Here is a 23,222-nt window from a genome sequence, read left to right as displayed (position 1 = left end):
AAAATGCGCGATGATGGATTAGGTCTGAAAAAGTGGTGCCTGCGCACAATGGCGGCTCAATGTCCCAAAAAGCAAGGGGAAAGGGCTGAATTGGCCCTTGAAAAAGGTAAAGTCGGAGTCTATAACCACCCGTCCCCAAAACAGGTGGTGAGGCTGGAAGGTTTATATAGATCCTTCAGGGCATGCCCAGCCGCCGTAGGGGATTTCGTTTTCATTGCTTTTGCAAGGATAGAAAAATGCCCAAGATGAAGACCAAAGCGAGTGCGAAAAAACGCTTTCGCCTGACCGCCAGCGGAAAAGTCCGTCACAACGTGGCAAACAAGCGCCACCTTCTGACTGCGAAACCGACCAAGATGAAGCGCCAGGCACGTGGCACGGAGATCCTCTGTGACGCAGATGCCCGCATCGTCAAAAAATTCCTGCCGTACGGTTAAGGTTGAAGGAGAGTTAAATGGCTCGTGTAAAAGGGGGCGTGTCTTCACACGCTCGTCACCGCAAGGTTATTAAGGCTGCCAAGGGTTACCGCGGTCGCCGCAACAATACTTTCCGCACCGCCGTTCAGGCTGTGGAAAAAGGTCTGCAGTATGCATACCGCGATCGTCGCGTTAAGAAACGCCAGTTCCGCTCGCTCTGGATTCAGCGTATCAACGCTGGCGCACGTGAGAACGGTCTGAGCTATTCCCAGTTCATGAATGGCCTGAAAAAGGCTGGTGTTGAACTGGACCGTAAGGTTCTTGCCGACATCGCAGTGCGTGAGCCGGAAGCTTTCAAAGCTCTGGTCACCCAGGCGCAGGCTGCACTGGACTGATAAACCTTTGTAAAAAGGTTTCATCGGCACTTGCCTGATTTGATCAGGGGCGGCCATATTGGCCGTCCCTTTTCTTTTTGTGATTTTTAAACCCAAGCCAAAGCGTCGGAAGTTATGGAAAACATCGAAGCATTGCGCGAAGAGGTTCTGGCGGAAGTCGAAAAGGCAGCGGATCTGACCGCGCTTGAAGACGTCCGCATCAGCGCCCTTGGCAAGAAAGGCCGCATTACCGGCCTGATGAAAAACCTTGGCAAGATGGACCCTGACCAGCGTCGTGAATTTGGTCAGACGCTTAATGCCGTCAAGGACCAGGTCGCTGGCGCAATCGAAACCCGTAAAACTGCCCTTGAGGATGCTGCCCTCGAGGCGCGTCTGTCGGGCGAGCGGATTGACGTCACCCTGTCCTCGCGTCCGGATGAAACCGCAGGCCGCATTCACCCGATCAGCCAGACGATTGATGAAATCGTTTCGATCTTTGGCGAAATGGGCTTTGCCCTGGCCGAAGGCCCGGATGTTGAAGACGACTTCCATAACTTTACCGCACTGAACATTCCGCCGGAACACCCCGCGCGTGAAATGCAGGACACCTTCTATCTGCCCGAACAGGACGATGGTTCGCGCCTCGTGCTGCGCACCCATACCTCGCCGGTGCAGATCCGGACCATGCAGTCCAAAACCCCGCCGATCCGCATCATTGCGCCGGGTCGTACCTATCGCTCTGACAGCGACATGACCCACACGCCGATGTTCCATCAGGTCGAAGGTCTGGTGATCGACAAGAAGACACATATGGGTCACCTCAAGGGCTGTCTGCTTGAGTTCGTCAAAACCTATTTCGAACTTGATGATGTGCCGGTCCGCTATCGTCCAAGCTTCTTCCCGTTCACCGAGCCGAGTGCCGAAATGGATATCGGTTGTTCGCGCAAGGGTGGGGAGCTGAAAATTGGTGAAGGCGACGACTGGCTGGAGATTCTTGGCTGCGGCATGGTTCATCCGCGCGTGCTGAGCGCCTGTGGCCTTGATCCCGAAGAATATCAGGGCTTTGCCTTTGGTATGGGGATCGAACGTATCGCCATGCTGAAATACGGCATTCCCGATCTTCGCACCTTCTTCGATACCGATCTGCGCTGGCTGAAACATTATGGTTTCGTGCCGCTGGATGTACCGAACATGGTAAGGGGCTGAGATTATGAAATTCACACTGAATTGGCTGAAACAGCACCTTGATACCGATGCGTCGATTGAGGTGGTTGCAGAAAAACTGACCGATATCGGTCTTGAAATCGAAGGCGTGACCGACCGCGCGGCAGCCCTTGCCGACATCCGTGTCGCCCACATTGAAGAAGCCGGCCAGCATCCCGATGCTGACCGCCTGAAGCTTTGCCGGGTTAATACCGGCGAAAAAATCATTCAGGTCGTTTGTGGTGCGCCGAATGCCCGTACCGGACTTAAGGTCGCATTGGCACAGCCGGGCGCGATCATTCCGATTGATGGCTCAAAACTGAAGCCGGGCAAGATCCGTGGCGTCGAAAGCCAGGGCATGATGTGCTCCACCCGTGAGCTCTGCCTTGGTGAAGACCATGACGGCATCATCGAACTGCCTGAAGATGCCGAAATCGGTGCGCCGGTTGCGTCTGTCCTTGGTGCGGATGATCCGATCCTTGAAATCGGCCTGACGCCGAACCGCCCGGATTGTACCGGTATCCGCGGGATCGCCCGCGATCTGGCGGCTGCGGGCATCGGAACGCTTAAGGCCGATCCGCGCCAAGAGCCGATTAATGGTGCGTTTGACAGCCCGATTGGCGTTACGATTAGCGGCGATATTGCTGCCAACAATGCCGTTCCGGCTTTCTATGGCCGTTACATCCGTGGTGTGAAAAACGCCGAAAGCCCGGAATGGCTGAAAGCCCGTCTGGAAGCCATCGGGCTGCGTCCGATTTCCGCTCTGGTGGATATCACCAACCTTGTTACCCATGACCTTGGTCGTCCGCTGCATGTGTTTGATGCCGACAAACTGTCGGGCGACATCAATGTGCGTTACGCGAGCAATGGCGAAAAGATCGCAGCCCTTGATAACAAGGAATACGAGCTTTCCGATTCCATGGTGGTGATTGCCGATCAGGCAAAGGCATTGGGCATTGGTGGTATCATCGGTGGCGAAGAAACTGGCTGCCTTGAAGAAACGACCAATGTGTTTGTCGAATGCGCGCTGTTCGATCCGATCAGCATTGCCAAGACCGGTCGTAAGCTTCAGATCAATTCCGATGCACGCTATCGGTTTGAGCGTGGCGTTGACCCGCAGTCGGTTGCCTGGGGCATGGAAGTTGCAACCCATCTGATCACCGAGATCTGCGGGGGTGAAGTATCCCATGTCGTCAAGGCGGGCGAAGTACCAAATCCGCGCAACGCCTTTGATCTGCGCATTGATCGTATTCGTGAGCTGGGCGGCGTTGCCGTTGAAGCAGACCGTGCGATTGAAATCCTGAAATCGCTGGGCTTCGAGGTTAGCGGTTCTGCACCGGTTATTAACGCCGTCGCACCGACCTGGCGCCCGGACATCATCGGTGAAGCCGATCTGGTCGAGGAAGTGCTGCGCATTGTCGGTTATGACAAAATCCCGACAGTCCCGCTGGAGCGTGAAACCAGTCTGCCAGTTCCGGCTTTGTCGCCGTTCCAGAAACGTGTTGGCCTGACCCGTCGGGTTCTGGCATCGCGCGGTCTTTATGAAACCGTGACCTGGTCCTTTACCGACTCGCGTTGGGCCAAGCTGTTTGGTGAACTGAAAGACGGTCTGTATCTGGCCAATCCGATCAGTTCCGACCTTGATATCATGCGCCCGAACGCCCTGATCAACATGATTGCCGCGGCCGGTCGTAATCAGGCACGTGGTTTTTCCGATCTGGCGCTGTTTGAAGTTGGTCCGGAATTCTTTGGCGATCAGCCGGGCGATCAGCGCCTGGTGGCCGCAGGTCTCCGTTCCGGTGCAACAACCCCGCGCAGCTGGACCGGTTCACGCCGTAATGTCGATGTCTTTGATGTTAAGGCCGATGCCGAAGCTCTGATCGAAGCACTGGGTACCAGTGCCGCCAATGTTCAGGTCAATACCGACGGGGCGCCGGAATGGTATCACCCGGGCCGTTCGGCAGCCCTGCAGCTGGGTCCGAAAAATGTTCTGGGCTATTTCGGCGAATTGCATCCGAAGGTGCTTAAGGCACTTGGCGTCAAAGGTCGTGTTGTGGCGTTTGAACTGTTTGTTGAAAACGTACCGATGCCCAAGAAAAAGGGCACGGCCCGTCCGGCTTTGAACGCTTCAAGCTTCCAGTCGGTCGAACGCGACTTTGCCTTCCTGCTTGATGAAGCTGTGAAGGCAGAGGCGATCATCAAGGCCGCCAAAGGTGCCGATCGCAATCTGATCACGGATGTGACGATCTTTGACCTTTATGCAGGCAAGGGGATTGAGGATGGCAAGAAATCACTCGCCTTCTCGATCACGCTGCAGCCGACCAAGGCAACCCTGACCGAAGAAGAAATCGAAGCGGTCTGCAAAAAGGTTGTCGAAGCGGTTGAGAAAGCCACAGGTGGCTCTCTGCGCGCCTAATCTTTCGGCAAAGATAAGAATAAAAACGGGCTGCCCAACATTGGTGCAGCCCGTTTTGTCTTTGGGGTATCGGTCAAATTTACCGACCGGGGCGTTTGCGCAGGATGGCGTATTCGTCCTCATCCAGATCAAGCGCGATCAGATCCGGCCCATTGGTAAAGACATGCCATTCCATATCGGTGTCATCGCATTCGATGGTCAGCTGATCGACCATGCTGTTCCATTCGCAACGTTCACGATCATCATCGGCTTCCAGTCGACCCGTGCCATCGTCATAGAGATGCATAACCAAAAGCTGCTCGTCCTCGTCAATTGAATAGACGGCATATGTTTCGTTTGCAAAACGGTAATTGATTTCTGCGCCATCCAGCCGGCGCCACCCCCGCGGTAGTGGCTCGCCCGGTTCATGTTCGGCAAAATAATAAGCCAGTTTCTGCATGTGGCTGTCATTCATGGTGCGCATGTCCGATCCACATGCGCTGAGCGCCAAAAGGGCCAGCATCACCGGAACAGATTTGAATACAGGGCGGGACAGGATCATGGTCTTGAACATCTAACGCTCCATAACAGGCACAGGGCAGCTTTTACCTGTCTGCCCGTCCAACACTCAGTCTCAAGCAATATGCTTGCCATGCTGCCATGTATTGAGCCGTTCAAGGATTGTTTTGCCCAATGCGTGATGCCTCGGCGTGGTAAACCCGAAGCGTAAAGATGATGGTCGTGCCCGGGTCGCTGAGCGGCCGGCTGGTATCAAGCCAGATGCGGCCGCCATGCTGTTCAACGATCTTGCGGCACAGAGACAGGCCAAGTCCCGTTCCGGAAAACTCGTCCTTATGCAGGCGCTGAAACAGGCGGAAAATCCGTTGTGCATGCTCAGGATGAATGCCAATACCGTTATCGCGCACCGAAAAACGCCAATAGTCGCGCATCACCGGATCGGGTTCGACCGTAATGGATATGTGCGGTGATACGCCGGGGCGGCGATACTTGATGGCATTGGATAAAAGGTTCTGGAACAGCCGAGACAGGGCAATCCGGTCACCTTTGACGGTCGGAAGATCGTCATGGGTTATGGTGGCATGTTCACGGCCAATCACGTCCTTGAGGTCCGCTTGCGCCTCGTTTAGCACCTGATTGCAGTCAATCGGTGCGAAATCTTCGCGCGTACCGGTCTTGGCATATTCAAGCAGGTGGCTGATCAGCTTATGCATGCGCTTGGCACCATCGACAGCAAAGTCGATATATTCGTCGGCTTCCTGATCAAGGCTGCCACTGTAACGCTGCTTGAGAAGTTGCGTATAGCTGGCAACCATGCGCAGCGGCTGCTGCAGATCGTGGGACGCCACATAGGCAAATTGTTCGAGGTCTTCGTTGCTGCGTTTGAGCTGATCAAGTGTATCGCGCAGCTTGTTAGCATTTTCGACAAACTCCGTCACATCACGCGCACTGCAAAAGATCATCTCGTCAAATGGACCCACGCAATGCCATGCCAGCCAGCGAACATTGCCCTTGCGGTCGAGTACGCGCAGGATTGATTTGCCATCACTGATCGTCGCAGTTCCGTTTTTCTGGCGCATGGCCGTCATCGCGGTTTGCTGGTCCTCGGGAACAAACAGCATAAAGAAAGGTTTGTTGACGATGTCATGCACCGGCAACCCCATCAGCTCTTCCAGGGCGGGGCTGAACCCCTTAAGGATGCCATCCTGATTGACCACAATGGCCGGTTCCGGGGTATGGCGCAGATAGGTTTCAAACGGATGGCACAGTTCCTGTTGGGCCGCAGTTTCCAGAAGCAAAACCGAAATAAATTCCCGATTGTCTTCGCTATAGCGATGCGCCATCAGATAGAAACGCTGCATCTGGTTTTTGGCAGTGTGGATATCGACCATGGTGCCAATCCGGGCATCCTGCCAGACATTGTCAATCAGCGGTCCGCGAAGCTTTGTGCGAGATTCCGATGACAACCGGTCAAGAAAATCCGTCATGGTTGGTTCGATGTTTTCGGCTGTCGGACCAAGGATTTCCGGCCAGTTCAGTTGTGCTGTCAGTTTTCCGTCGGTGGTCTCCACCGGCCAACTGATCACAGCACAGCCGCATTCCGCCAGGGTATTTTCCGTATCGCTGAAATGTTCGGCAAGATGGGCAGCACGCATGTGTTGCCGTTTTAGGCGATGCCATAACCAGACCGCCAGGCCACAAAGAATGGTCATCGCCATGACAAACATTAGCGCGTGCAGGATAAAAGCATCGCGCCAGTTATTCAAAAGCGCGCTGCGCGGCGTATAAGCTACCACGATCCGGTTGATTTGTGGCAGTTTGCTATAAGCCAGAACCATGACTTCGCTGCTGTGAACACAGACCAGGGAATCGCGATCAGTTTGTTGGGTGCTGATATAGTCACCCAGATCGCCGATCAGATGCGGCGGGATAAAGCCCTTGATCTGGTTAAGCTGGTTATCAAGCAGCCCAACGGTAATATCGGAATTGTCCGCCACGATCTTTTGCAGGTCGACGTCATTATGAAGCAACAACATTGATCCCAACCGAAAGGCGGTTGCTTCAAGTTGGGCACTGGCGTGTTCGACCGCGCTGTCATAAAGCGTTTTCTGAATGAAAAAGAAGGAAAACAGCAGGACAAATACACCCGTCAGCGTCAAGGCGGCAAGCCGTTTGCGCAACTTGACAAGACTGCGCCGGGACAGGGATGGCTCGATTGACATTATGAACATGTTATTGGCGTGCCCCTGCCAGACAGAGTTATGGTTTCCTCAACCTTGAAATTTAAGACCTTTTCGCGCGGTTGAAAAGGATGCAAACAAATGAATGTAAGCGTTAAAGGCTTGTTTTGTGATGCACCTGACATCTCGTGACCAGGACCCTTAACGTAATCACGTTCCGACAAGTGATGGCCGTGCCAGACTGCAGGTTATTCGCAGACGCCGTGAACATAACACAACGCTTCTAATTCCGTGCAAAAACCCCTATAAACCCGCTGGTGATTGATCCGGGATATATCAGAACCGATTTCCCGAACGATGCAATGATCACGCAATGCAGGTTTTTCCGATCATGCCCCTTCGCATCCGTGATGCGATAAGGCCTGATGTCGCTGCCGAAATTGGCTGGCTGACGGGGCAGGGGATATTGGAAAGAATGCGATTTGCGCGTTATGTATCAACCGGGTATCTGGTGATCACACCGTTTCGAAACAATGTGCCACGCGGCGAAATGCCAGCCAATTTTAGTGCCAGAAGCAGCCAAAAATGACTGACCTTAAGAACATTCGTAACTTTTCGATCATCGCCCATATCGACCACGGTAAATCCACCCTGGCCGACCGCCTGATCCAGTTGACCGGTGGCCTGACCGAACGTGAAATGGCCGATCAGGTTCTCGATTCGATGGATATCGAACGTGAACGTGGCATCACCATCAAATCCCAGGCCGTGCGACTGAAATACACCGCCAAGAATGGGCAGGAATATACGCTCAACCTGATGGATACGCCGGGCCACGTTGACTTTGCCTATGAAGTGTCACGCTCGCTCGCGGCCTGCGAAGGATCGCTTCTGGTAGTTGATGCAGCACAGGGTGTGGAAGCCCAAACCCTTGCCAACGTCTATCAGGCGATTGAAAACAATCACGAAATCGTACCGGTCCTGAACAAGGTCGACCTTCCGGCAGCCGAACCCGATCAGGTCAAGGAACAGATCGAAGAAGTGATCGGCATCGATGCCTCTGACGCTGTGATGATCTCGGCCAAAACCGGCCTGGGCGTGCCTGATGTGCTTGAAGCACTGGTGCACCGTCTTCCGGCGCCGACCGGCGATGCGAACGCACCGCTTGAAGTTCTTCTGGTTGATAGCTGGTATGACACCTATCTCGGTGTGATGATTCTGGTGCGCGTGAAGGAAGGCACCCTGAAAAAGGGTCAGAAAGTCCGCTTCATGAACGCCAAGGTCACCCATCAGATCGAACGAGTTGGTGTGTTCACGCCAAAGCCGCTTGCGATTGATGAAATGGGGCCGGGTGAAATCGGCTTTATCAACTGCGGTATGAAAACCGTGGCCGAATGTGAAGTCGGCGACACGATTACCGAAGAAAAACGTCCCTGCGCCAAGCCGCTGGCCGGTTTCAAACCGTCCATCCCGGTTGTGTTCTGTGGCATTTTCCCGGTGGATACCAGCGAATATGAAGTGCTGCGCGATGCGCTTGAAAAGCTGCATCTCAATGACGCGTCCTTCCAGTTCGAGCCGGAAAACTCGACCGCACTTGGTCTTGGTTTCCGTTGTGGCTTCCTGGGTCTTTTGCATCTGGAAATCATTCAGGAACGTCTGGAGCGCGAGTTCGAGCTTGATCTGATCACCACCGCACCATCGGTGTCCTACAAGATCACGCTGAGCAAGGGCGAAGAAATCTTGCTGCATAACCCGGCTGATTTCCCGGACGTTACCAAGATCAAGGCCATTGAAGAACCATGGATCAAGGCATCGATCATGGTGCCGGACGAATATCTTGGCGGCATCCTGACCCTTTGCACCGAACGCCGTGGTGTTCAGCTTGATCTGACCTATGTCGGCAACCGGGCAATGGCGGTTTATAAACTGCCGCTTAACGAAGTGGTGTTTGATTTCTATGACCGTCTGAAATCGATCTCGCGCGGCTATGCCAGCTTCGATTACGAAATTGCCGGTTACGACGAAAGCGATCTGGTAAAGGTCTCCATCCTTGTGAACGAAGAACCGGTCGATGCACTGGCCCTGATGGTGCACCGTTCGGCGGCTGAATACCGTGGTCGTGAGATTTGTAAGCGTCTCAAGGACCTGATCCCGCGCCAGATGTTCCGCATCGCCATTCAGGCCGCCATTGGTGGCAAGGTGATTGCCCGTGAAACCGTATCAGCCCTGCGCAAAGACGTGACGGCAAAATGTTACGGCGGTGACGTTTCGCGTAAACGTAAGCTTCTTGAAAAACAGAAGGCCGGTAAGAAAAAGATGCGTCAGTTCGGCAAGGTCGAAATTCCGCAATCGGCCTTTATCAACGCGCTCAAGATGGGCGACGACAAGTAAGCCGAAATTACGATTTCGAAACAAAGGCTGTATTCCTGATCGGGATGCAGCCTTTTTTATTTGATCGTGTGTGTAGTAGGGTTGGAGCTTGGGTTTGTCGAGTTCTCAGGAGACAACAGTGTCTAATAATCATCTCAGCAGCTATTTGGATCATTATTTGTCATCTGATGAGAGGTCCGCTGTGTTGATTATGGGGGAGTGGGGTTCCGGCAAAACCCATTTCATCAAGAGTTATCTTGATGGACGAGATAGCGCAGCACGTAAAAACGATCCCCTAGAGGGACAGTCATATCTTTATGCAAGTCTGAATGGTGTTTCAAACGTTTCCGCAATTAGCGATCAGTTCTTCGCTCAACTGAACCCTTTATTGAGTTCTACTGCGGCCAGATTGATAGGAGCTGCAGGCTCAAGTGTTCTGCAGGGTTACTCCGGGGTTTCTCTGTTTGGAGGTGGTTTAAGTAAAATATCCAAAGAGTTGTTGTCGCGTACCAAAAATCAAATTCTTGTATTTGATGACCTTGAACGGTGTGAGTTATCGGCGGAAGAAATGATGGGCTACATCAATCATTACATTGAACACGAGAAGCTCAAGGTTATTTTGCTGGCGGAAGAAAAAAAGCTGTCGAAAAAATCATCTAATTACCTTGAAATAAAAGAAAAAGTTGTAGGTAAAACGATCCAGTTTGAACCTGACATTAGCAATTTGGTTGTCTCAATAATTGAATCTATTCCAAGGAATGAGATGACGGATTTCTATTTAGATAACTGCGATGGTATTTCGAGTTGTCTGCAAAAATCGGAGATATTGAATTTTAGAAGTTTACGCTCAATCTTGATGGATTTTGAGCGAGTTACATCGTTGCTTGATAAAAAGGTTCTTCGCTCCAAAAACGCATTAAGAGAAATTCTACTCTATATGATCGCAGTTGGTTTGGAGTACAGGGCAAATAATATAACTAAAGAAGATATACTCGAAATGGATCGCGGGTTTTACTTTCACTCCTATCGGTTTATGGAGCAAAATGGTGAGGGTAAGGAGAAGACTGGGATAGAAAAATTATTTGATAAACATGAAAATTTTGATTTTAGAAATCCAATATTACCGTATGCAATAATTGCAGATATACTTGTAAGAGGGCAATTTGATTATGAGAAATTAAATAGTCATCTTTTGGTCCACCCTAGTGTCGTTGAGAAAAAGGCCGTGCCTATATGGCGTAGGCTATGGAGCTTCTATAACTTAGACAGGAAAGAGTACGAAGAACTAGTGCAAGAAACCCTAAGTAGTTTCATCAATAAGGACATCAGGTTCCCAGGACCATTGTTGTTAGCTGCAGGGTCCATCATTGAGATCGAAGAGATGGGAGGGAATGTTACAAGTCCCTATCAGAGCGTAGTAAAGTTCTTTGAAAATCACGTGCGCAAACTATTGGAAGATGGAGAGTTTCAGTACTGCGATGAGACCTTCGGAATCGGGGGTGGTACCGGTTTCGCGGGTTTGGGGTTCAGACGCGCAGAAAGCGATTCGTTCAAAGCCATCTATACTCTTGTTAGATCAGCTAACTCTGATGCGCTGCGGCAACGTATGAGTGAGTTTGCACAATCCTACGTTGATGAACTTCTCAGAAACGAAGACAAATATGAAGTTTTGCACGAATGCGATTTCGCTAACAAAAAATACGGGAACATAGCATTCTTGCAGTTCATTGATCCGAAGGTTTTTGCGCATTCAATTGTTGAGAATGAAAAAGCTGACAGGAGACTCCTCGCAAGTTTGTCCAAGCGATACCAGAATGCGCAAGGGCATGACACTTGTAGCCTGCATGACGAGAGGGAATGGCTACTGTGTTTCTTGGACGAGCTTTTGCTAATTGCAGATGCTGCAAAACCTCCTCATCAGAATATGCTGAAGCGTCAGATTATCTCCCTTTTTGCGACTATATCTAAATGCCTCGGTTTATCATTCCTTGCACTTCACGACGAAACCTGAACTGAAGGTCAAAAGAAGAATTATGAATTCAAAACAGCTTGCCACCCAGGAAGACGTTCTGGTGTTTGACCACTTTGATGAAGACACCGCCTGGTCAATCGGCTCCAAACTGGTTGGCGTCGCGCAGGCCAAAAACGCCCCGGTTGCCATCAATATTCGGACTCCGGACCGCACCCTGTTTCACGTATCCCTTGCCGGTGCCAAGCCGGCCAACGATGCTTGGGCGCGTCGCAAAAGCAATCTGGTGCTACGTGAACATCAAAGCTCAATGCGCTTTGGGGCGGAACTAAAAGCCAAGGGCAAAACCCTTGCCGATCATGGGATCGATTTTGCCGACTATGCCGATCACGGCGGCAGCTTCCCGATCCGTGTTGCCGGTGTGGGCGTGATTGGCGCGATTACAGTATCCGGCCTCGCATCGCACGAAGATCACGGCATGATCGTGAGCGTTTTGGCCGAGCACCTTGGCGTGTCGGTGAAGCTCTAAGACACAGCCGAGCCTCTAGACGCTATATTTGAGAGATACTTGACGTCGAACGGCGAAGCCGCGCAAGAGGCCAAGCTTACTCCTCGAGAATAGCCTCAACCTTGCGGGACACCCATTTCGATATGATGGTCGAACCAGCGACCAAAAGGCCGATCGCAACCGCTGTACCAATGACAATGATGAAGCTGCCTGCAGAACGTCCATGCATCATCATCTGAAAGGTGGTTTGGAATGTCACCATCATCAGTAAGGTGCCAAGCAGAAGCGTACCTGAACCAAACAGCATCAGTTTGCGCATATTCATTTTTCGGCGGCTGTTCGGTTGGTCGCCCTGATTCTGGTCGCTCATTTCGTTCCCCTAATGGTGATATGTGCGAATTCTACTCTTGGTAGAATTTTGTAGCCTGTCATGATTGAGCCCCGAGGGCCAGAGACAAGTTTCTTTTGTCCGGTACCTGTGATGATGTCACCAGTTTGGCAGGAACAAGCTTCAGTACTTTAAATGGCCCAGGAATCGTCGCGCTTAATCGAAATGCTCGATCTCCGGGTCAATTCCGGCAAAGCTCGGCAGTGCCGTGCGCATCCAAAGATGCTTTTTGGTCTTGAACCGGCTTGGGTCATCAAAGGTGCCCAATCGGAAATCGATGAAGCTGTCATCATCGCCCTTGCGCCAGGTGATGCTTGATCCGCATTTTGGGCAAAATCCGCGATATTTTCCGGGCGAACTTTCATATTCGCGCGGCTTGCCATCCCATGTGACGGCATTGGTCGGGAACGCGACAAAGGTCGAAACACCCGAACCGCTATCCTTGCGGCACATGCCGCAATGGCAGTGATTGCTGCCAATCGGTTCCCCGGATGCAACAAAGCGCACCGCGCCACAAAGACAACCCCCAGGATGTTCGGGATGTTTTGTGGTCATGGTGCGCTTCCTTGAAAACTTTGACCAAATGTCGGGTTATTCGTTCGGAACACCCGTCGTGGTCGAATATTCGAAATGGAATTCCTTGTCCGGGAACATATAGGCGCGTGCGGCGTGGATCGCACTCGCACCTTCGGCAAAGCCCGACAGGATCAGTTTCAGCTTGTGCTCATAGGTCGCGATATCGCCAATGGCAAAGATGCCCGGGACGGATGTTTCCATCGTCGCCTGTTTTACGCCGATATGGTTCTTCTCAAGATTAAGGCCCCAATCGGCAATCGGACCGAGTTCCATGGCAAGGCCAAAGAACGGCAGAAGGTGATCGGCTTCAAGCTCGCGCTCCTCGCCTTTTAGCGTCGCGACAACCACGTGTGACAGAATGCCGTTTTCACCCTTAAGCCCCTTAAGCTGATAGGGGATGACCATCTCGATCTTGCCCGCCTCTGCCAGTGCCTGCAGTTTTGCACTGCTGTCCGGGGCCGCGCGGAATTTCGGGCGGCGATGAACCACCATCACCTTGGCGGCAATATCATGCAGCGAGAGGGCCCAGTCGACAGCCGAGTCACCGCCACCGGCAATCACGACGTTCTTGCCAGCAAAGTCGGCACGACGTTTGACGTAATACTGAACGCCACCCGATCCTTCATACTCTTCTAGGCCGTCCATCGGTGGTTTGTTCGGGCCAAAGGCACCACAACCCGCCGCAATCACAACCGCACCGGCATCAATGACTGTGCCCTTGGTGGTGACCAGCGTGAAACGGCCATCATCGCGTTTTTCAAGCTTGGTGACCTGCTGACCCAGATGATAGGTCGGCTCGAACGGATCGGCCTGTTTGGCCAGTTCGTGAATAAGGTCCTGACCGGCAATCTGCGGGTGGGCCGGAATGTCGAAAATCGGCTTTTCCGGATACAATGCGCTGCACTGGCCGCCGACCATATCAAGCGCGTCGATCACATGGGATTTAAGCCCCAGCATACCGGCTTCGAAAACCGCAAAAAGCCCGACCGGGCCTGCGCCAATAATGGCAATATCTGTGCTATGCGATGCGTCTGACATACTTCTTCCATCCAAATAAAATCAAATTTGGGTAGGGGGCTGCCCCCAAGCCCGGCGGTGTGCGGGATTTCTTATGCAGCGAGATAGCATCTGGAACACGATATCGCAATGTAAACCGGCCTTTTTCCGGGTTTGCGCCGTGATTTGAACCACACGCCTCAATCGGCTTCGCAAAATCATTGCGAAGTGCCGCATCAACCCCCTAAAACAGAAGGCAAGAGCCATTCAAAAGACGGACATCATGAGCAAGACAGTCACTGTCAGCGATCAAAACGGGACCGAAGCCCTTGCCGCCAAACTTGCCGCTGTTGCCAGGGCAGGGGACGTGATTTTGATGCATGGGACACTCGGCATGGGCAAAAGTGCGTTTTGCCGTGCCTTCATTCGGGCGGTTGCCGATAATCCGAACGAAGAAGTCCCCAGTCCGACCTTCACGCTGGTTCAAATCTATGAGCTTGATCGCGTGCCAGTCTGGCATTTTGACCTGTACCGCTTGTCTGATCCCGAAGAAGTCCACGAACTTGATATCGAGGATGCCTTTTCCGATGCTGTCAGCCTGATCGAATGGCCGGATCGGTTGGAATATCTGACTCCGGAAAATCGTCTTGATATTCATATCGAACCCGGACCAACCCCTGATGGCCGTGTGTTCAAGCTTGAGCCGCATGGTGATGACTGGGATGTACGCATCAATGATCTGGTGGTGGATCCGTCATGAACCGCGCAAGCCCCGATCAGGAACGCCGCAACGCCGAACGCCAGGATTTTCTGGTCACCTGTGGCTGGCAGACCGCGCAGGTCATGCCGTTGGTTGATGATGCCTCGGCGCGGAAATATTTCCGCCTTGAACGGCGCCATGACACCGCCCTTCTGATGGATTTTCCGCCGACCGCGATCCATGTCGATCCGCACGGCATTCATGACACCCCAGAACGCCCGGCCTCTGTTTCACCGGTATTGCATACCACAAACCTGTTCCAACAGGCCGGCTGGCGGGTACCGGAAATCTATCATGCAGATGAAAAGCGCGGCTTGGTCCTGATCGAGGATTTTGGTGACATCACCTTTACCGAGGCGCTCATGGGCAGTGCGATGCTTGATGGCACAACGCAGGATGCCCTTTATCTGCGTGCCATCGAACAGCTGATCACCTTGCATCGCTTCTGCGACGGGGGCGGGATGAACGATTGCGGGTTGGTGCGCTATGGCCCGGAAAACCTGCGCCGGATGCTGGCAAGCTTCAAGGCCGACTACTTACCGTTGATCATCCCGGACGCAGCCAAGCGTGATGCGGCAAGCACCGCTTTTGATCAGCTTCTTGAAACCGTGCTGCCACTGTGTTGGCAGGTCGGTGAGGTGATCATTCACCGCGATTATCATGTCGATAACCTGATGCTGGTCGAAAATGGCGATGGTGGCGATGATTGCGGCATCATTGATTTTCAGGACGCGGCAATCGCACCACGGCCCTATGATCTGGCGTCGCTACTGCGCGATGTGCGCCATGATATCGGCCCGGACCTTGAAGCACGAATGAAGGAATTCTATCTCGCTGCGTTCCCTGACATTGATTGTTCTGATTTCGAAACGGCCTATATTGCAACCTCGATGGTACGCAATTTCCGTATCTTGGGCCGGTTTGGCTGGCTTGCGATCAAGGCCGGAAAGACCCGTTATTTCGACTTTATTCCGCGCTGCTGGGACATGATCCTGCGCGGGGCGGCTGATAACTTGCCTGCCCTTCAGGAATGGGTGGACGCCCATATCCCGGCCGATGCGCGCAGCGCACCGGCAATCGCCAAAACCCAGAACCTGTCAGGCAAAGAGGCACAATCATGAGCGCACCAAACGCAAAGGCACAGGCCATGGTTCTGGCGGCTGGCCTTGGCAAACGCATGCGCCCGATCACCGATACCACGCCAAAACCGCTGATATCGGTCGCGGGCCAACCGATGCTTGATCATGTGCTTGATAAACTGGCAAACGCCGGTGTCACGCAGGCGGTGGTCAATTCGCATTATCTCGGGCAACAGATCATTGATCATGTCGCCACCAGAACTGCACCCACCATCATCACCTCGCCGGAGGAAGACTTGCTTGAAACCGGCGGCGGGGTGAAAAATGCCCTTTCGAAACTCAATGAGGATGCGGTCCTGATTGCCAATGCCGATGTTTTCTGGACCGAGGGCGCGGAGCCGCTGTTTGATCGCCTGATCAATGCTTTTGACCCCGATCATATGGACGCGCTTCTGGCTCTTTATCCAGTCTCAAACGGCTATGGTTATGATGGGGCAGGGGATTTCTTCTGGCAAGTGGATGGGCGTTTGAAGCGACGCGGTGAAGCGCCCGAGGCGCCCTATTTCTTTACCGGGGTGCAAATTTTGGCACCGCACCTGTTTGAAGACACGCCCGATGGCGCCTGGTCGCTGAATGTCGTTTATGACAAGGCGCTTGCCGCTGGTCGGTGTTATGGTCTGGTACATGATGGCGGATATTTCCATATCGGCACGCCAGAGGCGCTCAAGGAGTCCGAATCTGTCATCGCCAAGGCGCTTGAAATTGAGCGCGCCAAGAAAGCCGCATCCGGGGGAGTTTGATGGCCGACCTGTTTGATTACATGGACGCGCCCGACTATGACGAAGCTTCCTTCGCGGGGGAGGTAACGCCGCCCTCAAACCTGTTTTTCATTCCGCCCGGCGTTGCCTTTGCCGATCTGATCGCCAAACAACTGATGGCGGAAACCGCCGATCAGCCAGATCGTCTGCCGGACTATGTCCTGATGGTGCCCAACCGCAGATCTGCCAAGGTGATGCGTGATGCATTTTTGCGGCAGTCGCAAGGTGCGGTTACGTTGCTTCCGACCATTCGTCCGCTGGGCGAGGCGGATGAGGATGAATTGGCGATTTATGGTGCGGGTGGTGAACAGGCGGCCCTTGATCTGCCGCCCGCCATCCCCGATCTGCAACGTAAATTGCTGCTCACCCAGCTGATCATGGGGCGCCCCGATCATCGCGGTGAAAAGCCAACCGCCGATCAGGCCGCCCGTCTTGCCGGCGAACTCGCACGCTTTCTCGATCAGGTGCAAACGGAAAACTGCGCCTTTGACGATCTTAAGGGGCTGGTGCCCGAAGAATTTGCCGAACACTGGCAGCTCACCCTTGAATTCCTCCAAATCCTGACCATCCACTGGCCGGGCATTCTGGCTTCTCAGGATGTCAGTGACCGGGCCATGCGGCGCAATGCCCTGATTGCCGCACAGATTGATCTCTGGGAAGAAAACCCGCCCGAAACGCCGGTTCTTATTGTCGGCTCAACCGGGCCGTTTCCAGCGCTTCGCGATTTGATGGCGGCGGTGCTTAGAATGCCGCAGGGTCGGGTGGTCCTGCCCGGTCTGATGACGGGACTTGGTCACGAAGACTGGGCGGCGATTGCCGATGATGCCGCCCATCCGCAACACCTTTTGGGCAAGACATTGGGCCATATTGGTCGCCATGCTGACAGTGTCCTGCCTTGGCCGGCCATTGAGCCCGAAAGCGATGCCACGATTGAGCGCCGCCGTCTGGCCCGCGAGGCATTGCGACCGGCCAAGACCACCCATCACTGGCGTCACATCACCGGATTTACGCCGGATGTAATGGACGGGGTACTGCGCGTCGATTGTTCGGGTGCGCGTGAAGAGGCAACCACGATTGCCCTTATGATGCGCGAGGCTTTGGAGCATCCTGAAAAGACCTGCGCGCTGGTCACCCCGGATCGTGGCCTTGCCCGGCGTGTCGCCACCGAACTGCGCCGGTGGGAGGTCGAAATTGATGACTCGGCCGGTATCCCGCTGCATGACACGGCACCGGCAATCTATCTGCGCCTTGTGGTGCGTGCCGTGCAGGAGGAATTTGCCCCTGTTCCATTGCTGGAACTTCTGAAACATCCGCTGTCGGCGGCGGGTCTGTCACCGGAGAATTTCCGGGTTCTGACCCGTTTGCTTGAAAAGGAAGTCCTGCGCGGTGCGCGACCGGGTCCGGGGCTGGATGGGTTGCAAACGGCTCTTGATGGCTGGTGCGAGGATACGGTTACCCGCCTCAGCACATCCGGGTCAGACAGCGCCATTGGCCGGATTGAGCGCATCCGCGATGATCATGCGCGCCTTAGTGATTTGGTGGAACGGATCAAAGCCTGCCTTGATCCGATTGATGATCTGACCGGAGATAAAACGCACGCGCCAGTGCATCTTCTGCGCAGTCATGTTACGGCGGCTGAGGCACTGGCGGCCAGCGACACCCAAACCGGCGCTGATCGCCTGTGGCGCGGCGAAGCGGGCGAGGCATTGGCGGATTTCGTTCATGAATTGCTTAATGCGCTGACGGATTTCGCGCCGATGCCGGGCAATCGGTATAGCGCGTTTCTTGATGCCCTGATGGCGGATCGCGCGGTGCGTCCGCGCTATGGCAAACATCCGCGCCTGTTTATCTGGGGCACGGTCGAAGCCCAGATGCAGCAGGCCGACCTGACCATCTTGGGCGGGCTTAATGAAGGCGTCTGGCCGCCCGAAGCCGGTGCCGATCCGTGGATGAGCCGCCCGATGCGGCGTAATTTCGGTTTGCCCGCCCCCGAACACCGGGTTGGGCAATCGGCCCATGATTTCCAGCAACTGTTTTGTTCGCCCGATGTGGTGATGACCCGTGCGCTGCGTATCGAAGGCACGCCGACCGTGCCGTCACGCTGGTTGTTGCGGATTGAAAACATTCTGCGTAAATCGGGCGTTTCGATGGAGAAGCCTGATGCTGCGGAATGGCGTGCATTGGCCGATCTGATTGATGAACCCGCGCCGGACATGCGGGTTAAAATCGGTCGCCCCGCACCCAAGCCACCCGTATCCGCCCGCCCGGATCGCCTGTCGGTTACCCAGATCGAAACGTGGATGCGTGATCCTTACGCTATCTATGCCCGTCACATCCTTGGCCTGCGCAAGCTCGATGGTATCGACGAAGATCCCGGTGCCGCCGATTACGGCAACCTGATTCACGACGCCCTTGATCAGTTCATCGCCCGCCATCCCGAATATTTGCCACCGGATGGTGAACATGAATTGCTGATCATTGGTCGCGAAGTGTTCAAACCGCTTGCGGCACGCCCCGGTCTTTGGGCCTTCTGGTGGCCGCGGTTCGAGCGCATCGCCAAATGGTTCATCCAGACCGAAGCCGCCCGGCGCGATGCCGTGCGTAAATCCTATACCGAACAATCCGGAACCCTTGATACCAGCAGCGGTTTTCAGGTCTATGCCCGTGCTGACCGCATTGATCAGCTGCGCGATGGCGGGATTGCGATCATTGATTATAAAACCGGCGCACCACCCAGTCAGGGCGACGTTGCCAACGGGTTTGCCCCGCAATTACCGCTCGAGGCTGCGATTGCCGAAAAGGGCGGTTTTGGCGATGTACCGGCGGGACCACCCGCCAGCATGGCGTTCTGGAAACTCTCGGGCGGGGACCCGGCAGGCGAGATCGTTGAAATCAACACAGGCCGCATGAAAACCACGCCAGCAGAGCTTGCCCACGCGGCGGTGGATGGTGTGAATGGCCTGGCGGCGGCCTTTGCCGATCCCGATACGCCCTATCTCAGTGTTCCGCATCCCGATCACGCGCCGAAATATTCCGACTATGTCCATCTCGCCCGTTTGCGTGAATGGATGGGCAGCGAGGATGTGGATGATAGCGCTAACATCGAAGAAAAACAGGATGTTGGCGAAGGGGATCAATCATGACCGAAATGCGCGGAACTGATCCCAACGTCCTGCAACGCAATGCGTCTGATCCGACGGCATCGGTCTGGGTGTCGGCCTCAGCCGGGGCGGGCAAGACCAAGGTCCTGTCAGATCGCGTCTTGCGCCTGATGCTTTCGGGCACCGAGCCACATCGTATCCTTTGTCTGACCTTCACCAAGGCCGCGGCGGCCGAGATGGCCAACCGTGTGAATGAACGATTGGGTCTTTGGGCAACCATGGAGGATCGTGACCTTCAGGCCGATCTTGCCAATCTTGCCGGTGCAGCACCGAGTGCCGATGAAACCATCCGCGCGCGTCAGCTTTTTGCCCGTGTGCTGGATGCGCCGGGCGGTATGAAGATCCAGACCATTCATGCCTTCTGTCAGTCGCTTTTGAGACGGTTTCCACTGGAAGCCGGTCTGGCGCCGCATTTTGAAATCATGGACGATCGCACAGCCGCCGAAACCATGGCCGATGTGCAGGAAGAGGTCCTGGCATTCGCTCGCACCGGTCGCGATGATGATCTGGCCCATGCCCTGTCGGTCGTCACCGGACAAGTCCGTGAAGGAGCCTTTGGCGAGGTCATGAGCGAACTGGCCCGGGAACGTGGTCGGCTGAAACGCATGCTGGCCAATCTGGGCGGGGCCAATCGCATGCGTGATGCGGTTTATAAGGCGCTTGGGGTGCCGGTTGGGTTGGATGATGAAACCATCCTGACCAAGGCCCTTTCCGATGATGCCTTTGACCGCGATGGCTTGATGCGGGGGCTGGCAGCACTTGAGGCCGGAACCAAAACCGATACCGCACGCGTGCCGGCATTGGCGCAATTCCTTGAAAAGACAACTGTCGAAGACCGCCTTGCGGTGTTTAATGAGTATCGCAGCGTCTTCTTCACCACGGCGGGTGAACCGCGCGCCAAACTGATCACCAAGGTGGCGGCTGAAAATCATCCGATGGGGGCCGATGCGCTTGAACAGGAATGCGCGCGTCTGGTCGAGGTCGATCGCCAACGTAAGGCCGCTGCCATGGCCGGTGCGACTTCGGCCCTGATTACCATCGGCAATGCGATGCTTGATCGCTATGCCACCAAAAAGGCCCTGCATGCCCGCCTTGATTATGATGACCTGATCCTGACCAGTTTGCAGCTTTTGCAACGCCAGGCCGGGATTGCCGGATGGGTGTTGTTCAAACTGGACGAAGGCCTTGATCACGTTCTGATTGACGAGGCGCAGGATACCAACCCCGAACAGTGGGAAGTGGTGCGTATTCTGGCCGAGGAATTCTTTATCGACGCCGGGCGCCATGCCGATAAGCCCCGCACCATCTTTGCCGTCGGTGATGCCAAACAATCGATCTATAGCTTCCAACGCGCAGATCCGGAAAAGTTTGCTGAAATGCGCCGCTACTTCCGCGAACGGGCGCGTGAAATTGCTGCTGATTGGCGCGAAGTACCGATGAACATCTCGTTCCGATCCACCGATGCCGTTCTGGGCACCGTGGATCGTGTCTTTGCCGGTCCGGTGGCACGGCAGGGCGTCGGTGATGATGGCGCTGATGTGCTTCACAGCCCGTTTCGGGTCGGGCAGGCCGGGCGGATTGAACTGTGGCCAGCGGTTGAACCCGAAGAGCGCGCACCCGAAGACCCATGGACACCGCCGACCCGCATTGTCCGCCTTGAAGATCCGGAAATCCGCCTTGCCCGCGTCATTGCCGGGCGCATCCGCCATGCGATTGATGAAAAGGAAATCCTGACATCGCGTGGCCGTCCGGTGCGTGCAGGTGATTTCATGATCCTTGTGCGGCGGCGTACCGCCTTTGTCGATGAGGTCGTCAAGGCACTTAAGGAACGGAATGTTCCCGTCGCCGGGGTCGACCGCATGCAGATCACCGATCAGCTTGCGGTGATGGATCTGGTGGCTTTCGGGCGGTTCCTGTTGATGCCCGAAGATGACCTGACACTGGCCGAGGTGCTTAAAAGCCCACTGATCGGCCTTGATGATGATCAGTTGTTTGAAATTGCCCATAACCGCTCCAGAACCCTGTGGCATGCGTTGCGTGAAAAGGCGGCTGTGGTCGAAGACGGATCACCGTTTGCGCGCGCCTATGCCTTCCTGTTCAAGTGGCTGGGCCGGGTTGATTACGAACGACCGTTTGAACTTTATGCCGAATTGCTTGGCGGTCGCGGTGAGGAAGCGCGTGGTGTCCGAGCCCGCCTGGTGGGTCGTCTGGGGATCGAGGCCAACGACCCGATTGACGAATTCCTTAACCTCGCCATGGGCTATGAGGCTGATCATGCGCCAACCCTTCAGGGCTTCCTGCACTGGCTGATGGCAGGTGACGCCGAAATCAAGCGTGACCTTGAACAAAGCGGGCGCGATGAAGTCCGCATCATGACCGTGCATGGTGCCAAGGGGCTTCAAGCCCCCATTGTGTTCCTGCCCGATACCATGCAGGTGCCGACACAGGCCCCCAACCTGTTCTGGCAGGAAGACCGCAACCTGATGTTCTGGTTGCCGCGTGTGGCGCTTGAAACCGATCTTGTTGCGCGCCTGCGCGATGACATCGCACTTAAACGCGATCAGGAATATAATCGCCTGCTGTATGTCGCCCTGACACGGGCCGAAGACCGGCTTTACATCTGTGGCTGGCAGGGGCGGCGCAAGGCGCCAGAGCATTGCTGGTACAATCTGTGTAGCCAAGCGATGGAAGGGTACGCTAAACCGGCCCAAATCGACCTTTCGACTTATTCCGGATCGGGATGGGAGGGAGAAGGCTGGGTCTGGGAAACCGATCAAAGTCAGGCGCCCAAACCAGACCGTTCTGATGATATTTCGGATTCAAAACAATCTGTAAAACGCCAGTTAATTCGGGCCGTTGCGCCAGAAGAATCCTTCCCGCCCAAGCCACTGGCGCCCAGTCGACCGCTCGAAGACGAACCGGCTGTTCAATCGCCGCTGGGTGGCGATCAGGGGCAAAGCTTCAAGCGTGGTCTTCTGATCCATAAGCTTTTGGAACTGTTGCCAGACCTGCCGGAGCAGGCCCGTCGCAAAGCTGCGGAACGTTTCCTCGCCCAACCGATTCATACGCTTGATCCCGACCTGCAGGCCGAAATCGCCAACGAAACGCTGGGTATTTTCGATAATCCGGCCTTTGCCCCGGTCTTTGCGCCCGGATCCCGGGCAGAGGTGCCGCTTGTCGGCATTGTCGGCGGGGATGTGGTTTCGGCCCAGATTGACCGGCTTGTTGTGCGTGACGATGAAGTGATGATTGTCGATTACAAAACCAATCGTCCGCCGCCCCGCGATGTCGAAGACACGCCGCGTGCCTATCGTCGCCAGATGTCGATCTATCGCGCGGCCTTGGCGCAAATGTATCCGGGCAAAAAGGTCAGGTGTTTCATTCTCTGGACCAATGGGCCGTGGATGGTAGAGTTGCCCGATCACATTCTGACATTTGGTTAGGGAACCGACTCTGCAGAACGCCTGCTTTGACGAAGATCGCTTTCGCGTGGATCGCCCAATGCGCTTGACG

Annotated in this window: 18 protein-coding genes; 13 read left to right on the top strand and 5 right to left on the bottom strand. The window is 54.7% G+C overall.

Annotation, left to right across the window (positions count from 1 at the left end):
* The first annotated feature begins 236 nt into the window (after nt 1–236).
* The 4 genes from rpmI to pheT all read left to right on the top strand — a co-directional run bounded on the left by rpmI (nt 237) and on the right by pheT (nt 4,406).
* Nucleotides 237–434 carry a 50S ribosomal protein L35 gene (gene rpmI / locus TH2_RS01280; RefSeq protein WP_008888575.1) on the top strand — a complete coding sequence of 66 codons (198 nt, stop codon included), beginning with the start codon at nt 237–239 and terminating at the stop codon, nt 432–434.
* 17 nt (nt 435–451) lie between these two features.
* Nucleotides 452–808: a 50S ribosomal protein L20 gene (gene rplT / locus TH2_RS01275; RefSeq protein WP_008888574.1), complete on the top strand. Its 357-nt coding sequence runs from the start codon at nt 452–454 to the stop codon at nt 806–808.
* A 114-nt stretch (nt 809–922) separates the two neighbouring features.
* Nucleotides 923–1,993, top strand: a complete 1,071-nt coding sequence (gene pheS / locus TH2_RS01270; RefSeq protein WP_008888573.1) for a phenylalanine--tRNA ligase subunit alpha — start codon at nt 923–925, stop codon at nt 1,991–1,993.
* A 4-nt stretch (nt 1,994–1,997) separates the two neighbouring features.
* Nucleotides 1,998–4,406: a phenylalanine--tRNA ligase subunit beta gene (pheT, locus tag TH2_RS01265; protein WP_008888572.1), complete on the top strand. Its 2,409-nt coding sequence runs from the start codon at nt 1,998–2,000 to the stop codon at nt 4,404–4,406.
* 79 nt (nt 4,407–4,485) lie between these two features.
* Here the strand turns inward: pheT and TH2_RS01260 are convergent, their stop codons facing one another.
* Both TH2_RS01260 and TH2_RS01255 read right to left on the bottom strand, forming a co-directional pair.
* Complete coding sequence (locus TH2_RS01260; protein WP_008888571.1) at nt 4,486–4,959, bottom strand: hypothetical protein; 474 nt, start codon at nt 4,957–4,959, stop codon at nt 4,486–4,488.
* A gap of 100 nt (nt 4,960–5,059) precedes the next feature.
* Nucleotides 5,060–7,135: a sensor histidine kinase gene (locus tag TH2_RS01255; protein WP_008888570.1), complete on the bottom strand. Its 2,076-nt coding sequence runs from the start codon at nt 7,133–7,135 to the stop codon at nt 5,060–5,062.
* A gap of 322 nt (nt 7,136–7,457) precedes the next feature.
* Here TH2_RS01255 and TH2_RS01250 point away from each other — a divergent pair, with 322 nt between their 5' ends.
* The 4 genes from TH2_RS01250 (at nt 7,458) to TH2_RS01235 (ending at nt 11,952) form a co-directional block, all read left to right on the top strand.
* Complete coding sequence (locus TH2_RS01250; RefSeq protein WP_008888569.1) at nt 7,458–7,673, top strand: hypothetical protein; 216 nt, start codon at nt 7,458–7,460, stop codon at nt 7,671–7,673.
* The gene (gene lepA, locus TH2_RS01245) at nt 7,670–9,475 is read left to right on the top strand and encodes a translation elongation factor 4 (RefSeq protein WP_008888568.1); all 1,806 of its coding nucleotides are present in this window, start codon (nt 7,670–7,672) and stop codon (nt 9,473–9,475) included. Before TH2_RS01250 ends, lepA begins: the two co-directional genes overlap by 4 nt.
* A 118-nt stretch (nt 9,476–9,593) precedes the next feature.
* Nucleotides 9,594–11,465 (top strand): P-loop NTPase fold protein, encoded by a 1,872-nt coding sequence (locus TH2_RS01240; RefSeq protein ID WP_008888567.1) that lies wholly within the window; start codon nt 9,594–9,596, stop codon nt 11,463–11,465.
* 22 nt (nt 11,466–11,487) lie between these two features.
* Complete coding sequence (locus tag TH2_RS01235; protein WP_008888566.1) at nt 11,488–11,952, top strand: heme-degrading domain-containing protein; 465 nt, start codon at nt 11,488–11,490, stop codon at nt 11,950–11,952.
* Between the two features lie 76 nt (nt 11,953–12,028).
* On the opposite strand, the gene TH2_RS01230 is transcribed toward TH2_RS01235, so the two are convergent.
* The 3 genes from TH2_RS01230 to TH2_RS01220 all read right to left on the bottom strand — a co-directional run bounded on the left by TH2_RS01230 (nt 12,029) and on the right by TH2_RS01220 (nt 13,933).
* The gene (locus tag TH2_RS01230; protein ID WP_008888565.1) at nt 12,029–12,301 is read right to left on the bottom strand and encodes a hypothetical protein; all 273 of its coding nucleotides are present in this window, start codon (nt 12,299–12,301) and stop codon (nt 12,029–12,031) included.
* Nucleotides 12,302–12,475: 174 nt separating this feature from the next.
* Nucleotides 12,476–12,874, bottom strand: coding sequence for a GFA family protein (locus TH2_RS01225; RefSeq protein ID WP_008888564.1), 399 nt, complete (start codon nt 12,872–12,874; stop codon nt 12,476–12,478).
* Between the two features lie 36 nt (nt 12,875–12,910).
* Complete coding sequence (locus TH2_RS01220; protein WP_008888563.1) at nt 12,911–13,933, bottom strand: NAD(P)/FAD-dependent oxidoreductase; 1,023 nt, start codon at nt 13,931–13,933, stop codon at nt 12,911–12,913.
* A gap of 241 nt (nt 13,934–14,174) precedes the next feature.
* Here TH2_RS01220 and tsaE point away from each other — a divergent pair, with 241 nt between their 5' ends.
* Genes tsaE through addA form a run of 5 tightly spaced genes read left to right on the top strand, consistent with a single transcriptional unit; the run spans nt 14,175 to nt 23,152 of the window.
* Nucleotides 14,175–14,651 (top strand): tRNA (adenosine(37)-N6)-threonylcarbamoyltransferase complex ATPase subunit type 1 TsaE, encoded by a 477-nt coding sequence (gene tsaE / locus TH2_RS01215; protein ID WP_008888562.1) that lies wholly within the window; start codon nt 14,175–14,177, stop codon nt 14,649–14,651.
* Nucleotides 14,648–15,772, top strand: a complete 1,125-nt coding sequence (locus TH2_RS01210; protein ID WP_008888561.1) for an aminoglycoside phosphotransferase family protein — start codon at nt 14,648–14,650, stop codon at nt 15,770–15,772. Before tsaE ends, TH2_RS01210 begins: the two co-directional genes overlap by 4 nt.
* Nucleotides 15,769–16,530, top strand: coding sequence for a nucleotidyltransferase family protein (locus tag TH2_RS01205; protein WP_008888560.1), 762 nt, complete (start codon nt 15,769–15,771; stop codon nt 16,528–16,530). The genes TH2_RS01210 and TH2_RS01205 overlap by 4 nt, the downstream gene beginning before the upstream one ends.
* The gene (gene addB / locus TH2_RS01200) at nt 16,530–19,691 is read left to right on the top strand and encodes a double-strand break repair protein AddB (RefSeq protein ID WP_008888559.1); all 3,162 of its coding nucleotides are present in this window, start codon (nt 16,530–16,532) and stop codon (nt 19,689–19,691) included. Before TH2_RS01205 ends, addB begins: the two co-directional genes overlap by 1 nt.
* Entirely contained in the window at nt 19,688–23,152 is a 3,465-nt protein-coding gene (gene addA, locus TH2_RS01195; protein WP_008888558.1) for a double-strand break repair helicase AddA, read from the top strand. The genes addB and addA overlap by 4 nt, the downstream gene beginning before the upstream one ends.
* Nucleotides 23,153–23,222: the final 70 nt, after the last annotated feature.

Source organism: Thalassospira profundimaris WP0211 (genome assembly GCF_000300275.1).
GTDB lineage: Bacteria > Pseudomonadota > Alphaproteobacteria > Rhodospirillales > Thalassospiraceae > Thalassospira > Thalassospira profundimaris.
This window is presented reverse-complemented; position numbering and strand designations above follow the sequence as displayed.

Coding starts and splice junctions, on each gene's coding strand:
- rpmI (WP_008888575.1), top strand. CDS start 237: ATGCCCAAGATGAAGACCAAAGCGAGTGCGAAAAAACGCTTTCGCCTG.
- rplT (WP_008888574.1), top strand. CDS start 452: ATGGCTCGTGTAAAAGGGGGCGTGTCTTCACACGCTCGTCACCGCAAG.
- pheS (WP_008888573.1), top strand. CDS start 923: ATGGAAAACATCGAAGCATTGCGCGAAGAGGTTCTGGCGGAAGTCGAA.
- pheT (WP_008888572.1), top strand. CDS start 1,998: ATGAAATTCACACTGAATTGGCTGAAACAGCACCTTGATACCGATGCG.
- TH2_RS01260 (WP_008888571.1), bottom strand. CDS start 4,959: ATGTTCAAGACCATGATCCTGTCCCGCCCTGTATTCAAATCTGTTCCG.
- TH2_RS01255 (WP_008888570.1), bottom strand. CDS start 7,135: ATGTTCATAATGTCAATCGAGCCATCCCTGTCCCGGCGCAGTCTTGTC.
- TH2_RS01250 (WP_008888569.1), top strand. CDS start 7,458: ATGCAGGTTTTTCCGATCATGCCCCTTCGCATCCGTGATGCGATAAGG.
- lepA (WP_008888568.1), top strand. CDS start 7,670: ATGACTGACCTTAAGAACATTCGTAACTTTTCGATCATCGCCCATATC.
- TH2_RS01235 (WP_008888566.1), top strand. CDS start 11,488: ATGAATTCAAAACAGCTTGCCACCCAGGAAGACGTTCTGGTGTTTGAC.
- TH2_RS01230 (WP_008888565.1), bottom strand. CDS start 12,301: ATGAGCGACCAGAATCAGGGCGACCAACCGAACAGCCGCCGAAAAATG.
- TH2_RS01225 (WP_008888564.1), bottom strand. CDS start 12,874: ATGACCACAAAACATCCCGAACATCCTGGGGGTTGTCTTTGTGGCGCG.
- TH2_RS01220 (WP_008888563.1), bottom strand. CDS start 13,933: ATGTCAGACGCATCGCATAGCACAGATATTGCCATTATTGGCGCAGGC.
- tsaE (WP_008888562.1), top strand. CDS start 14,175: ATGAGCAAGACAGTCACTGTCAGCGATCAAAACGGGACCGAAGCCCTT.
- TH2_RS01210 (WP_008888561.1), top strand. CDS start 14,648: ATGAACCGCGCAAGCCCCGATCAGGAACGCCGCAACGCCGAACGCCAG.
- TH2_RS01205 (WP_008888560.1), top strand. CDS start 15,769: ATGAGCGCACCAAACGCAAAGGCACAGGCCATGGTTCTGGCGGCTGGC.
- addB (WP_008888559.1), top strand. CDS start 16,530: ATGGCCGACCTGTTTGATTACATGGACGCGCCCGACTATGACGAAGCT.
- addA (WP_008888558.1), top strand. CDS start 19,688: ATGACCGAAATGCGCGGAACTGATCCCAACGTCCTGCAACGCAATGCG.